Annotated in this window: 13 protein-coding genes and 1 pseudogene; 7 read left to right on the plus strand and 7 right to left on the minus strand. The window is 55.5% G+C overall.

Features of this window, described 5'->3' with window-relative positions; translation table 11 throughout:
• Positions 1-14: 14 nt before the first annotated feature.
• The 3 genes from CR105_RS26360 to CR105_RS26370 all read right to left on the minus strand — a co-directional run bounded on the left by CR105_RS26360 (position 15) and on the right by CR105_RS26370 (position 1,948).
• Entirely contained in the window at positions 15-587 is a 573-nt protein-coding gene (locus CR105_RS26360; protein ID WP_099793823.1) for a hypothetical protein, read from the minus strand.
• Positions 588-683: 96 nt separating this feature from the next.
• Entirely contained in the window at positions 684-1,241 is a 558-nt protein-coding gene (locus tag CR105_RS26365; RefSeq protein WP_099793825.1) for a hypothetical protein, read from the minus strand.
• Complete coding sequence (locus tag CR105_RS26370; protein WP_131021867.1) at positions 1,238-1,948, minus strand: hypothetical protein; 711 nt, start codon at positions 1,946-1,948, stop codon at positions 1,238-1,240. Before CR105_RS26370 ends, CR105_RS26365 begins: the two co-directional genes overlap by 4 nt.
• 744 nt (positions 1,949-2,692) lie before the next feature.
• On the opposite strand from CR105_RS26370, the gene CR105_RS26375 reads away from it, so the two are divergent.
• From CR105_RS26375 to CR105_RS28575, 3 genes are all read left to right on the plus strand, one after another.
• Positions 2,693-3,787, plus strand: coding sequence for an AAA family ATPase (locus tag CR105_RS26375; protein WP_099793829.1), 1,095 nt, complete (start codon positions 2,693-2,695; stop codon positions 3,785-3,787).
• 1 nt (position 3,788) lies between these two features.
• On the plus strand, positions 3,789-6,002 hold the full coding sequence (locus tag CR105_RS26380; RefSeq protein ID WP_099793831.1) for a S8 family peptidase: 2,214 nt from the start codon (positions 3,789-3,791) through the stop codon (positions 6,000-6,002).
• 462 nt (positions 6,003-6,464) lie between these two features.
• The gene (locus tag CR105_RS28575) at positions 6,465-6,632 is read left to right on the plus strand and encodes a hypothetical protein (protein ID WP_180288318.1); all 168 of its coding nucleotides are present in this window, start codon (positions 6,465-6,467) and stop codon (positions 6,630-6,632) included.
• A 168-nt stretch (positions 6,633-6,800) separates the two neighbouring features.
• Here the strand turns inward: CR105_RS28575 and CR105_RS26390 are convergent, their stop codons facing one another.
• Both CR105_RS26390 and CR105_RS28580 read right to left on the minus strand, forming a co-directional pair.
• Positions 6,801-7,322 (minus strand): SHOCT domain-containing protein, encoded by a 522-nt coding sequence (locus CR105_RS26390; protein ID WP_099793833.1) that lies wholly within the window; start codon positions 7,320-7,322, stop codon positions 6,801-6,803.
• Positions 7,323-7,558: 236 nt separating this feature from the next.
• Positions 7,559-7,960, minus strand: coding sequence for a hypothetical protein (locus CR105_RS28580; RefSeq protein ID WP_180288319.1), 402 nt, complete (start codon positions 7,958-7,960; stop codon positions 7,559-7,561).
• Here CR105_RS28580 and CR105_RS28585 point away from each other — a divergent pair.
• Positions 7,944-8,207: a DNA-binding protein gene (locus CR105_RS28585; RefSeq protein ID WP_229414138.1), complete on the plus strand. Its 264-nt coding sequence runs from the start codon at positions 7,944-7,946 to the stop codon at positions 8,205-8,207. The genes CR105_RS28580 and CR105_RS28585 overlap by 17 nt on opposite strands.
• 12 nt (positions 8,208-8,219) lie before the next feature.
• The gene (locus CR105_RS26400) at positions 8,220-8,885 is read left to right on the plus strand and encodes a coiled-coil domain-containing protein (RefSeq protein WP_099793837.1); all 666 of its coding nucleotides are present in this window, start codon (positions 8,220-8,222) and stop codon (positions 8,883-8,885) included.
• Positions 8,886-9,427: 542 nt separating this feature from the next.
• Here the strand turns inward: CR105_RS26400 and CR105_RS26405 are convergent.
• Positions 9,428-9,910: a hypothetical protein gene (locus CR105_RS26405; RefSeq protein ID WP_131021866.1), complete on the minus strand. Its 483-nt coding sequence runs from the start codon at positions 9,908-9,910 to the stop codon at positions 9,428-9,430.
• A gap of 591 nt (positions 9,911-10,501) precedes the next feature.
• Between CR105_RS26405 and CR105_RS28075 the strand changes: the two genes are divergently transcribed.
• A complete protein-coding gene (locus CR105_RS28075) occupies positions 10,502-12,265 on the plus strand; it encodes a phosphodiester glycosidase family protein (protein WP_131021865.1) in 1,764 nt (587 codons plus the stop codon).
• Positions 12,266-12,442: 177 nt separating this feature from the next.
• On the opposite strand, the gene CR105_RS26410 is transcribed toward CR105_RS28075, so the two are convergent.
• The gene (locus CR105_RS26410) at positions 12,443-12,748 is read right to left on the minus strand and encodes a helix-turn-helix domain-containing protein (protein ID WP_307189660.1); all 306 of its coding nucleotides are present in this window, start codon (positions 12,746-12,748) and stop codon (positions 12,443-12,445) included.
• 630 nt (positions 12,749-13,378) lie between these two features.
• Between CR105_RS26410 and CR105_RS26415 the strand changes: the two are divergent.
• Positions 13,379-13,610: pseudogene (locus CR105_RS26415) on the plus strand (hypothetical protein); the annotation flags it as partial.

Below are 13,610 nucleotides of genomic sequence, written 5' to 3' on the forward strand. Positions count from 1 at the left end.
GATGCAGACCAGGATCACATCGATCGGAAAGCGCATCCCTTTGAAGTTGAGCATGTCGAGTCGTCCTGGGTTCGGGCGCCGCAGCTTACCCGATTACCCCGTCGATGTTCGCTAATGCGACAGAACCGGTTGCGCCGCCACCAGGCTCGCGTGGGGCCAAAGTTAATCGCGCACCCCACAGTGGATATGATGTTGTTGACCACCTCGTGAGCGGCGTTCGACCAGCCGTTGTCGACCTTCAATATGCTAAATCCCTGGTACGCAAGTTCTGGCATGAGCTGGTTGATCAGGACGTTTCCCGGGGAAGCCGCAATGACATCTGCCAGATCGTGGGGTTGCGACGACAAGGCGTTACTGACCACCTCAAGGGTGCTGTCGCCGCTGGGCGTCAGTTCCAGGGCGACGCAGAACCCCAGCGCGGCACCGAATTTTTCCTCGACCATTAAACCAAAGTGCCAGCGTGACAGAGGAACTTCAAACTCAACACCGTGATCATTTTTTAATACGATGACCGTTGCCGAGTCGACCTTGTGGAAATCTAGTTGCACCGCGCTGTACGGCCGAATTGACTGCAACAGCGGGCGCATGCCATTTCCTACCGTGCTCCTGCGCGCTGCCTCGGCGCCCGATCTCGACAGCGCCGCCCGTTGTGTCTGCGTCTCGCAACGATCGTGGAAGTACTTTCAGAGCGTTTTGTAGCCGCAATTGCCCGTATTGAACGGCCAGTGATCGTTCGTGAATCCCAGCTTTCGCAGCTCCGTCTTGAAACGCTCGTGAATCGCCGTGATGGAGATGCGCGCCTCATGCATGGTGTCGCGCGCGGACCGTTTGAAGTAGAGATCATCCAAGAGCTCGGCGACTTCCGGCAGCCGGGAAAGAAGCTGCGAGAGCGCTCCGGCGCAACCGCCCGAGCCGCTACCGAGCTCATGGCGAATTTCCTGCTCGCGCACATACCCGGAGACTCGAGTGAACAGTATCAATGCACGAAATCCCTGAATCGAACCGTTCGGCGCCAATTGGAGACACCGCTTCACGAGCCGATGAACTTCGGATTTGGTCTTTCCGGTTCGCGCGCGGATCTCGTCAAAGCCAGTCCCATTCGCATACAGTTCGACCGCGTTACGCCGGTTGCAAAAAGCGTCCTGTTCCGGCCGGGTGAGCGAGGCAAGGTCCGGAGCCGGCCACAGCGCCAAGTCACGATGGGTGAGCGCAATGAGTGAACGCCGTGCGCCGCGGCTCATGATTCGCCTGCCGACAACAGTGTGGCACGCCCGAATATCTGTGCCTTCAAATTCGCGCGTATCGCCTCGCGCTGGAGTGCCCGTGCGACGACGGCAAGCATGCAGGCGACATCGATCCCGGGGATCGTCAGCAGGTTCTCGAGTGTCACTGCGCGTTGCAGCGCCATCCGCTGCGCGAAGATATCTGCTTCACGGCCAAGGAACACCGTGCGGCACCGCGTGATCGCCGCGCACAATGTCAGCCAGTTGTCGAACAAGATCTCTTTGTCGGCGAGGTCCTGGTCCGTCTTCACGTGATATGACGCTCCGCTGGCGCGGGCTGCGCTTTCGATATCCGGGTCGCCGATGACTTGGTCGCGCTTTGGGCGCCCACTGGCGAGCTGCAGCCGCTTGAAATTCCACCATTCGGTTGTGCCGTCGCTGCGATACACCTGCGCGCCGACCTTCGGCTGGTGCTCCCGGCTCTCAAAATGCGCTACTTCAGCACTGGAGACGGGAACATATTTGAGGACGCTCGTATCGCCTTCCAGCAGTACCAAATGCATGAAGGCAAGGTCGGTCGCAATGGTCAATCGCTCGTTGTTCTTTGGGGAGTCGAAGAACCAGATGTTCGATTGATGTTGTCGCTGCCTTTTCAGGACGGGGAAAACGGCAACCTGGCGCGAGATGTCCGACTGGAACGGTAAGTGCGTGGTTTGCGTGGTCATGGCGTATGCAATCATATTGCGGCCGGCCAAGGCCCATAATTTTGGGCGCACAGATCACTTGACCATGCTCGTTGGCGCGAGCATAATCTTTGTGCGGTAAAGGTTTGTGAAAGGGTTCGCTGTTGGCGCAGTGAACCCTTTTTGTTTTCGTCACTTCATCTTCTTCTCCTCTGTACATTGCAGAAAAAACGGGCGTGCAAAAGCACCCACGCGTTAGAGTGCGTCACAACAATCTAGTTCATATCTAAAAAATAACAAGTTTTTCTCGTTCCCACGAACGCACCGCCGCGCTTTGAAAGCGGCGCCCCCAAGCGAAGGGCTGCGCCGATGGGGAGCTGCGTTACTATCCGCCCGCATCCATGACGAGCCTGCTTGTGCTCATCTGCGCAGCGTTTCGGAAGTCCCCACCCCACAATCTAATTCGCGCTGCAGTCGCACTTTTGCCGTCAATCCATGGCAAGGGACTCAGCAGTGAACCGAGGAAGCGACGGGTGCCCTGCCGCCAATTTCGCCAGGTCATCGCTTAAGTTCATTAATTTGCGTTTTCAATGTCACTTCTTTTGATTGCGCGGTGAGAACGAATCGCGCCTGCTGGGGTGCCGGTGCCCGAAGAGCCTTGGGCGACATGCGCGTTCAGCCCAGGACCTCACGAAGAAATTTTCTCAAAAACATCACCGGGGATGGTAAATCTAAAATACAATATGGTATAGATTTTTACCATGCATCGTAACCTGTTGATTATTAATGGAACTATTGGAAACAAAATTTAGAAAAGAGCTAACCGAGCTGGTTCGTTCTGGAATGACGGGCTCGCGCGGATCGTTTGCGTTATCGGTTGGAAAATTCATTTCCAAGGTGAAAACGGTCGACCTGGAGCTCGCAAAAGAACTATCCAGATTTTTAACGAATCAAGCGATCCTGCGCGGCAACGACCAGTTCGTGGCCGCGCCCGTGGACGCTGACTCACGCATGGAGCTCGTGGAGCGGACCTATCCGGTAGTGCTTTCACAGCTCCCTGTATTGCCCGAAGAAATTAAGGGCGAGCTCGACGATGTTCTGCTGGAATGGGCCAGTGCAGAGGTGCTTTTACAAGAAGGGCTTGCTCCTGCCCGGATGTTGCTGTTTTGTGGGGCGCCCGGCGTCGGCAAGACATTGGCGGCGCATTGGCTTGCTCAACAGCTCGACTTACCGCTGTTGACCCTGAATCTTGCGACGGTGATGAGCAGCTTCCTCGGGAAAACCGGCAACAATATTCGCGCTGTATTTGAGCATGCCGCGCAAGCGCCATGCGTCCTCTTACTTGATGAATTTGATGCGATCGCCAAGCGCCGCGATGACGAATCTGACGTCGGGGAGCTCAAACGGCTCGTCAATGTCCTTCTGCAATCTCTCGATGAGTGGCCCGTCAATTCCCTCTTGATAGCTGCAACCAATCATGGCGATCTGTTGGATCCCGCAGTGTGGCGGCGATTCGACCATGTGCTGACTTTTAAAAAGCCTGACGCTGCGCTGATCGCCCGCTATCTGGCGGACGTGCCGATGACCGACGGTGCGCGTGAAAATCTCGCCCGCTTGCTTCAAGGCGAATCCTTCAGCGCGATACAGCAACTGCTTCACGCAGCGCGCAAGGCCGCCCTGCTAGGCAAGGTGGATTTCGTCCAGGCGCTTGTACGCCTCTCGGTTCGCTTGCGACTTAGCAGAGGCGATATGGCAAAACCTGTTGAAGGGGAAATGCTGCTCATGTACCTGGACGGGCATTCCTTGCGAGAGGTGGGGGCGCGGTTTGGAAAGTCGCACCCGACAGTCGGAAAAATCATCAAGCAATACTTAGGAGATTAGGATGGCGGAGACGAACATCATTTTGGGCTACGGCGAGACCCTGACCAGGCCGCAGGATATTCCTCGGGGCGGTTCTGACAAGGCTTACCCTTACTCCATCGAAGAGCAACGTCTCTCGCTTGGCGCTCAATTTGATGCGGTCATCGCGGCCGTACACGCGCAGCCGGCCAACGCCAAGGCACGGGGCGAGTCGGTGATCAAAATGACACTGCACCCGACCTTTCTTGCCAAAAGCTTCCACCCAAACAGCGTCCTGGCGGCAAGCGGGTTGCGCTGCGTCGGCAGCAAGTCCTCCATCGTCACACCACGCAAGGTGACAACAAAGGGTGAACCCAAGCCAACCTATACAGCGCAGCTGTTCGTGGCGGGAAGCGAAGTGGCCGTGATGAAGCTCTACCAGCAACTCCGAACGTCCCAAGTGATTACCTATCAAGAGGCATTGCGCCGCTTCGAACTGGTTGCACCGTTTTCCGCGCAAGACAAACTCTTCATTCGGCCGGATGCGCCCGCGACGGTGCTGATCGAAGTCGCACTTCACGCATCAAAAGATGACGCAGACATCATCAACGCGTTTTCCAGCTACGTCGCGTCCCTTGGCGGTGAAGCGCAATCGAAGCGGGCGCTGTCAGTTGCTGGTCTGACCTTTCTACCTGTTGCCATTGACCGCGAGAAGATCGGCGATGTCGCCGAATTTGCCTTCGTTCGGGTCGTGCGCACAATGCCGGCCTTGCGCGTTGGTGGCCGCAGCATGCGGGCCGTACCCGGCATCATAATCCCGGCATTGCCTTTGGAAGACGCCGTCGACCCTACGTTAAAGGTTGGGGTCTTCGACGGGGGCATCGGACATACAGGCATGGAGAAATGGGTCTCCGAAACCATCATTCCAGGCACCGAATCGACGTCGCCGAGCTTTCTCAAGCACGGCAACGGTGTAACCAGCGCCCTGCTTTTCGGCCCGCTGGACCGCGACGCAATTGTCTTTCCCCGTCCGTACGCCAACGTACAGCACTACCGTGTTATTTCCCCAGGAATGCTTGCCGCCGGCGGCATCGTCGATGTCGACCTGTATGACGTCCTGCACAACATCGAATCTGCGCTGTCGAGCCAGAAGTTCGATGCCTTGAATTTCAGCCTTGGCCCCAACATGCCGGTCGACGACGACGAAGTGCACCCGTGGACCGCACTGATCGACCGGTACCTCGCGGACGGACAGACGCTTGCCACCATCGCCGTTGGTAACGATGGTGAAAAACCGTGGCCCGAGTGCCGGATTCAGCCGCCTTCCGACATGGTCAATGCAATTGCTGTCGGGGCATGTGATTCCCGATCGGCGGACTGGAAACGCGCGTCCTACAGTTCGTATGGACCGGGCCGCAGCCCTGGCTTGGTCAAGCCGGATGGCCTTGCTTTTGGCGGAAGCGACACAGAGCAGTTCACGCTATACAACCCGCTCAGCCATGAGATTTCCGAGACAACAGGCACGAGCTTTGGTTCACCTGCCTTGCTGCGAACTGGCATCGGCATTCGCGCGAGCTTGAGTTCCGACATCCAGATGCTGGCGGTGCGCGCGCTGCTTAGCCACCATGCTAGCCGGCCAAAGACGATGCCAATGAGTGAAGTCGGGCACGGGCGGTTTCCGCAAAGCGTCGAGGAAGTGATTACCTGTGGCGACAACGAAGTGCGCGTGATCTATCAGGGCGTACTCACGGCAGGCCAGAACTTGCGCGCCTCAATACCGTTTCCGACGCTGGTGCCTAACGGTCGCATCAAGTTGCGCGCCACGCTCTCGTTTGCCAGTCAGACGGACCCCGAACATGCTGTCAATTACACGAGGGCCGGCCTTACCGTAACCTTGCGTCCCAAAGGACGGCTGACAAAGACGATGGCATTCTTCTCGGCAGGGAAAATGTACACCTCTGAGCTGCAGGCGAGGACGCATGAACAGAAGTGGGAGACAACCCTCAAGCACGAGCATGACTTCAATGTTGGCACGTTGGATGACCCGCTGTTCGATATCACCTATGGTGCACGTGAGGAAGGCCAAAGCACCAATAATAAGGACCTGCCGCCGCTGCCCTACGCAATGGTCGTTACGCTGAGTGTCGAAAACACCCCAGGGGTGTACAACAATATTCGTCAACGATATCAGACTCTGCAGCCTCTGCGTCTGCGTCAGGAGATCGGCATCCGCCAGCGCCTCGACGGCAACAGTTGAAGAGAGCGCCCTTTCAACGCGAAGCACGTGCCCATCCATAGTACCCGAAAGGCACATGACGGCCCCGGCGCATTAGGAACCTCAACCAAACCCTGGCGTTCAGTATTAGCCTTACGCGGACGGAGTCTGGGGCACCACTCGGTCGTAATCGCAAATGAAAGGAACACCAGGACGTCAGCAAATAGATTTTCCCTGATGGCTTGCGCGCGATGCAGGCGCCAACCAATCGGCGCCTGCAGCAGCGCAGCCCGAAATTCGACGCGGTCATGAGTACGGGGCGAAGCCGCAACGCTGCGCCTTGTCGAACCGCCTCGCGCACCGACAGACTTTGTTCGCGCTGCTCGTTCAGAATGTGACGAGCACAATCCCATTCAAGATCGCGACGCCGACCACCGCAAGGAAGCCGATCGCCGACGGCACCGACAGGTATTGGCTGCCGTCAGGATACGGTGACAATCGTTATTGCTTAACGATCTGCGTGCGTTGGTGAAGACGCTGACCAAGCGCGCGATACGAATCGAATTCGTCAATGAATGCCTGAGCTTCACCGGCGAAGACTCGTCGATGGCGAACTTGCTTCTGTTGGTCATGCGTGAGTTCGCGGAAAATTTGCGTGTCGTGAAAAAATAGAGTCGTGAAAAAATCACCGGATTGCCTTGACTTTTCCATCGTGGGAATGTTTAAGCTCCACTTTAGCAAAACAATTCAGGGTTAGTTCCGACCAGCGTCTGAATCGGCAAACCCTGCGTTTCATTGCCACGCAGCTTTGCCGTGCACGGTCGCCCTAATGCCCAGTGTTCACGCGGATGCGCCTAGCAACTTGGCCTTCCCAGGCTGGAACTCCTCGGCGGTCAACGTTCCCTCATCCAACAGCACCTTCAGCGCTGCGATTTCGTCACTTAGACCAACCCCACGCGGTGCGATTTGGTGGCGCAGCGCATCCACCTGCACGACCGCCGCCGACAGGTACATGCGCAGTGCAAACGGTTCGATGTCAGTAAAATGCAAATATACCTCGGCTCTCAGTGTCGCCAGTCGTAGAAAGGTATTGGTGGCGGTGCGGCTGGTTACAGCATTTATCAGCGACGCGGCCACGAGGCCGAGAGCCGCGCCCTCCAAGCCAAACCCGCCGCCGGTTACGCCGGCGTTGCTCGATGTTGTGCCTGGACCGCTAATCTCGATCGCAACAACTTCGTCGATACTGATACTGAGGTTCTGGCTTGTGTCCTTCGATGTCAGGTGCAGTTGATCCTCGGAAACCTTAAAACATAAGGTCGCCCAGTCCTGGCTGGCCAGCCGCTGCCTCCGAGCACGGTGCAAGCGTGCCCGCTGTGGACGGTGACGGTGGGCCGGTGTATTGTGGCGCCCCCGCGCTGGCGCTTAGCATAGTTAATCGCGTCCTCTAACTTGTCGTAGCGATGCTCTCCGAATGAGTACTGGCGTCCATGCATCGTAATGCCGTATGTTTTCATCAATATCGCCTGTGTACCCGAAGGCTGCGCTCTGTCGGTGTCGTCCATGTATTTCCCTTGGTATTTTTATACTTTCCGAGAGTCTCAGCAATGGTTAGCAGGTCGGCGCAGTGCGGGGACCACGAAAACCAAGTTTCCGTCAGCGGTATAAGTTGCGGTTTCGGATTCGGGTTCTTCACCTGCCGAGTTCATGTCGCGGCACCCGACGTAGAGACTCCATGATGTCGTGAATTCGATGTGCACTTGGTTCGGATACGATGGATCAATCGTAACCTCATCGACTTCGACTCCGTGTATCTCGGCGCGGTCGCCAGCGCTGTTGAGGACGGCATGTGCGACCTCGAACAGTAAAGTGCTGTCGGTCCCGTGTTCATCGCCATCGTTGAGCGCTTCTTTAATACGCTCTGCATCGAGCTTTATCGCGTGTGACGCGCTCGCAGCCGAGTACAAGAAGCCCAGCGTGCCGCTTGTGCGCAACGAGACCATGAAACTTGGCCGTCTTAAGAAGGGAAGCGACGGGGACGTGCAGAAAGACATAATGGACTGGTACAAAGGTCTATTCGCTTTGAAGCGGAGCGCCGCCATCGGCGGTGTTCCCGATGGCATGGCCACCCTCTTCCGCGAAGTGTGGCGCGGAGCCGTCGAGCAGGCGGACCACCGACTCGAGGCCGACCGTGCACAGCTTGAAGTAGAACGTGCGCAGGCTGCCGCCGCCGTCCAAGAAGCGCAATAGGCGGCCGAGACATTGCACCACCACCTTGCACTGGCAACGAGGGAAATCGACGCCCGCGACGCTGCTATAGCGCGACTGGACGGCGGCATCGCTCAGCGCGAGGCGCAGATCGTCCAGCTGACGGCCCGGCTCGGTGCAAAGGACGAGCGCATCGAGGCGCTTACGGCCGAGCTGGCGCGCAAGGTCGCGGAGCAGGCGGCGGCGGTCGCCGAGCTCGACGGAGCACGCCGGAACGCGATGCTTCAGATCGACCAGGCGCGTGGCGAAGGACGTCATTGGAAAGAGCAGTTCGAGCGCGGCGACCAAGAGGTTCGTACTGCCCGAACTGCGGCCGACTCGTACCGCGGCAAGGCGAGCAACCTAGAAGCGGCGCTGGCCGGTGCGAACGGGCGACTCAGCGCGCTGCAGGAAAGTTTGGCTGCGGAACAGCTACGCACAGCCGCACTTACAACACAGATCCAGGCTGAGCAGGATGGCAAGCGTCGTCACGCCGAGGAACTAGCGACGGCGCGTGGTGCTATCGAGGCGGCCAATGCGCGTCTGGAGTCTGCGGCGCGTGAATTGACCGGAGCGAAGGCGGACGTTATGGAGGCTCGTGCGCGGGAGCGCCGCGCGCTAGAGGAGGCGGCCGAACTGCGTGGCCCACAGCCTAGTTTGAACGTTCAGGCCGTAGGCTGAGAGTCATAAAGTTGGGCGACCCGAACCAATTTTGGCGCTTGGTACTTGCAGGTCGTTGATGGGGAGTTGGTCCTCCAACTCACGAGCGAGCGACTCGGCTTCGAAAAAGCGCCCCCACTCCTCTTGCGTGAACTCGCAAGTCTCAGCGTTTGAGTTATGAATCAAAAAATCACAAAATATCGCACCTGCGATGGCATCACAGAAGCTTCCCATTGGACGCCACGGTGGCTCAGGAAGACAGCCTGAATGGTTATCGGGCCACACCTGATAAAGCGAGTCGCCTTACAGGCTCTTCTTTCGTTCTATCGTAATCATCACCTATTTTCCCTACGTCCGTTGAAGTAAACAAGCCTCTTCTTCTGCATTAAAAATTCCACTTGCTGGGCATGACTGCGGCACCGGGGCACGCGCCGATGATCTGGGGGTTCCGCCTATCCCTGTGAACGTATAGCGGCGTGTGCTCGCCGGCCGGAACTAAGTTCACGCGGAACTAGCTATGAGGCCGATTGAGCCGGTCTGTATAGATGGACTCAAATTGAAGCTCAAACTCCTCTAAAATAGTCTTCCAGGCCGCGATGACAGCGTTTGTGAACTGACGTGATTCTTGAGGGGGTATGGCCTTCCATCACCAACGAGATGTCGATGGTCTCACGCGGTTCCGACATGCGGTAATTGCCGCTCGAATCTTGGAATACATCAACCACGCTGGATTGGCTCACCACCGCACCCTTCGCAATCGGCTTGCGGTCTACCTTCAAGTCGAAGTGCTTGCTTGCGTTGGCGATATCGCGGCAAGCTGCCAATTCGCTCACTTGATTGCATCGGTCGTGAACCGACTGCCTCTCTACCATCTGCAGGTTAATTATCCAGTCACGGAGCGAGTGAGCGGTTATGCAGAAGTTGAAGAAGTGGTCGCACATTGCTGGTTTATCGGAGCTGGCGGCGGCATGAGCAACTCGGCGAGCTTCTCGTTCAAGTTTGTTCAGCAGGTCCCCGGGGCTTAGGTAGAAGTATCGTAGGGACATATATGGCTCGTGAAAGGTTTGACTCAGCAGGGTCGCCTTAGTTCTGACGAGTGAACATAATCAGGTGCCATCGTGTGCGAGGAAATCGGAATATCGTTGACCATAAAAAATGGCCTACGAGCTAAGCTGTAGGCCTAAAATTGGAATTCCGTTACAACAACAACGAAGGTGTGAGATTCGAACTCACGAAAGGCGGGGCCGCTCGCTTTAGTTGCCCAAGCTCTCTGCCAAGACCTAAAGTGCCCTATCGTCCCGCGTAAGTTGACCCAAATGAAGTGGATTGCCCCGAAAATCGTTCCCGACGGTGAACGTATCGTGGTCAACGGTCCAGTATGGTACTTGGGGCGCTTCTTGCATCTCCTCTGCAGAAATGTCTGGTCACCCAGCAGACGCAAAAATGGTGTCCGGACTGAAGAAAGTAAGAAACATTTCAAAAAAAGCAAACTAGGCCGATTTCTGTGCGAGAATGTGAGGCGATTCTAGTTCGCCCAAACGGGCTAAAAACCGTGAGTTTTCGTAATTACTATTTGATAGCAAAAGTGCGGTCTGAATGCTCCACCGAGTGGAAACTCAATTCGATACGGGATACCAATGAAAATTTCGATACTTCCATTATTATTTCTTTTACTTATATCGCCAGTACATGGGGCACAACGGTTGCCAAGTTACCCTGAACCAGTTCAAGCATATACGGCTGGGATGAACTTGCCTGAAAATGTCGCGCGATTAAAAATTAGCGTTTTCTCCGAATCTTCAATCGGTGAAAAAAACGTGCGACTGGGAAGTCTTGTTGTTTGCTCGGCGATAGCGTGCTATCGGCCAGAAACCCCAACGTACTTCAATCTTCAAGACACTTCCGGAAAAACCAACAAGCCGATCGCGGATTTCCAAATTCCAGTCTCGACAATTAATGAGATTTATTTTACGGATGTAAACGGAGGCGCAGTGGTAACAGGATCCATAAAACTGGAGCCGGCGCTAAAACTTGAAAAAGGATTCCATGGCGCGGAAGTCATGTTGATCTTGTCTAAGCAGGGTATCGGTAACCAGACGAAATTTCAGCCAGCTCGGTCATCTTCGGTGATGATCGCAAAAACGTCGACGTCTGTTTACTATTCGCCGTATTCAGAAGCTGTGGTAACACTACCGTTAGGGGTAACTTTGACAATCCCGAAGGATGCTTTGTCCGCTCCACAAATATTTAGTGTTAACGTTCACGATACAGGTGATAAATTTCCTATGGTAGATATCTATCCATACGTTACGCTTAAAAAGCCCGCCATTCTAGAGTCGCAGATTATTATACGCGCGCTTGAGCCGGCATCAAAAGTTGGTCGGACCCCTTCACCCAGCCCGTCAGGTGTTAGCACCAACTCAATCAAATCGAACGCGATTACACGTGACGCACCTCAGTCGTTCAGAAAAACGATATTCAAAACAGGCGTAATTAAAAGCAGCTCATCCTTTGACGGGGGCAGTGCTGGAATTGCCGCGTCATCGACTTCCGCGTTAGCTACTACTTCGACTAGCTCCTGTGCCTCTATTTTAGGAGATCCACTAAATCAGACGATAATAAACAATGCGTTGACCCAAGGTAATGGTGTAGTTTACATTAATTGGTGCGAAAATATTCCTCCGTACGCGCACATTGCCATCACTAATCTCAACGATTCGAGGATTAGATACAGCATACCCACGGTACTTGATCCGGCGCCGAGTCCGTGGATTCAAGATTATGTAATGCTAAAGCAAATTACCGAGGGCGCCGGATACTCTATCGTCAAAGTGAACGGGACCGTATGGACCGGGGATGAGGGGACGAGTGCGAATCAGCACGGCCGGATAAATGGCTTTTTTATTTCAACACAATCGTACTCTCTGGGTTCAAATGTTGCTGGCGGGGGGAATGGCCAGGGCCATCCAACGTACGATGGCCCCAAGTTTGCAATGACGATTACATATTCAGGTCCTCCATACGGAATAAATTTTGGGATGGGATACCAGTCGTTACCGCCACCATATATTGGCGATTATGCCAATATGATAAGTTCTTCTACCTCAGTAGTTAAAGATGGGGTTTGCGCCACCGCTGGGACGGAAAATCGCTGGTCTGCCGTGGGCGCATCGGGCGGGCGTATGATGATGATTTCGTCAACGTCGGATGGAACAACTTCTGCTGCTGAGCTATGCCCGCTCTTCTTGACAATGCAAATGCCGAATGCTTTACGTCTGGATGGCGGACCTAGCACGGCTATGGTAATTGATAATGCACTTAAAAACCCAAATACCGGATTAGCTTATTTCAAGTACGGGAATATGCGGCGCATTGCTTTCCCCCTTCGTATATCTTATTGAAACTTGGTGCGATATTGGCGAATCTGCGTTATCAGATGCCCCGCACGGGGCTTGCACTTGTATCCGCACGCAGGCGCGCAAAAAACCTCGCCGTCCCGAATCGGTGTCCAGCGGTCGCCCGTAGATGGCGGCGTCGGATTGCCGTTGTCAAATGTCTCGCTCATATTTTCCGGTCCATTACGGCGCCAGGGCCGCAGGTTGCTTGATGAGGCACTCGGCCGGGATTCCCAGTCCGTCATGCAAGCGCCAGATCATCGCAAGCGTCAGCGGACGAGTACCGCTTAAAATCTCGTAGACTCGGTTCAAGCGACCAATCATAGGTTGCAGGTCTTTCGGCGTCAGGCCTTTCTGCTCCATCCTGAACTTGATCGCATCAATCGGATTGGGCATTTCCATGGGAAAATGCTTTGAGTCATACGCTTCCACTAGCGTGGCCAGGACGTCGAGGCGATCGCCGTCGGGTGTGCCCAGTTCGGCGGACATCAGACCGTCAATCTCGCTGAGCGCTGCCGCATGATCAGCGGGGGTCTTAATTGGAAGCGTGTCCGAGCATCAATTGCAGGGTTTCCAGACTTTGGCCTTGTTTAAGCAGCCGGGATGCCATGCGGTCCGTGAGGTCCTGCCGATGGCCGCGACGCGCCGTCGGCTGAGTCGGATGCTTGTCGGGAGCCCGGAAGGCACCGGCTACACGAATGGCTTATTTCTTTAGGGGTCACATCGAACCAATTGGACTCGAGAGTTAGGTAAGCGCAGATGCGTCCACATTTGGACATCACAGTTAGGTAAAAAGGAGAGAATATTTGGAATTCTGGGCAATCTGTTTTTACCTAAACCTGTAGTCGATACTCGAGCACGTTTGTGGCAATCACAGGGGACATTCCCCGCGGGATGACCGAACTTTTAGGTAAGCGCGCTGATCGCCGTGGAACATTGGCGAAACCCGGCGACGCAAGAGACTTGAAACCCGCGCCGCCATTGGGCTCTAGCCAAACGGCACGTTGTAAAAAACCCTCCGTGAATGTTTCACGGAGGTCCGTTGTATGGTCTGATAGACGAAACGGAGATGATGTCGGGAGCATCGATTTGAGAATAGCAGCAGTGAGCCAATATACAATGCACAACTTTGAACTGATTGATTTAGATCGTGCGCCGGCGCCAGTCGCGCCGCGGCGTGCTGCTGGCCAGCCATTGGTTGCTGCCGAGACCGACACCGAGCTCGCCCGCGCCTTTCTGCTGCATGGCATGCTTGCGCCGTCGACGCTGAAAAGCACAAAAACCGAGCTGTCCCGGTTTCTCTGGTGGTGCCGCGACCAGCAGCTGCGCCTGGCGGACTTGCGCATCGAGG

It is taken from the genome of Massilia eurypsychrophila (assembly GCF_002760655.1).
Lineage (GTDB): Bacteria > Pseudomonadota > Gammaproteobacteria > Burkholderiales > Burkholderiaceae_D > JAFCUW01.

Coding starts and splice junctions, on each gene's coding strand:
- CR105_RS26360 (WP_099793823.1), bottom strand. CDS start 587: ATGCGCCCGCTGTTGCAGTCAATTCGGCCGTACAGCGCGGTGCAACTA.
- CR105_RS26365 (WP_099793825.1), bottom strand. CDS start 1,241: ATGAGCCGCGGCGCACGGCGTTCACTCATTGCGCTCACCCATCGTGAC.
- CR105_RS26370 (WP_131021867.1), bottom strand. CDS start 1,948: ATGACCACGCAAACCACGCACTTACCGTTCCAGTCGGACATCTCGCGC.
- CR105_RS26375 (WP_099793829.1), top strand. CDS start 2,693: ATGGAACTATTGGAAACAAAATTTAGAAAAGAGCTAACCGAGCTGGTT.
- CR105_RS26380 (WP_099793831.1), top strand. CDS start 3,789: ATGGCGGAGACGAACATCATTTTGGGCTACGGCGAGACCCTGACCAGG.
- CR105_RS28580 (WP_180288319.1), bottom strand. CDS start 7,960: ATGGTCTCGTTGCGCACAAGCGGCACGCTGGGCTTCTTGTACTCGGCT.
- CR105_RS26405 (WP_131021866.1), bottom strand. CDS start 9,910: ATGTCCCTACGATACTTCTACCTAAGCCCCGGGGACCTGCTGAACAAA.
- CR105_RS28075 (WP_131021865.1), top strand. CDS start 10,502: ATGAAAATTTCGATACTTCCATTATTATTTCTTTTACTTATATCGCCA.
- CR105_RS26410 (WP_307189660.1), bottom strand. CDS start 12,748: ATGTCCGCCGAACTGGGCACACCCGACGGCGATCGCCTCGACGTCCTG.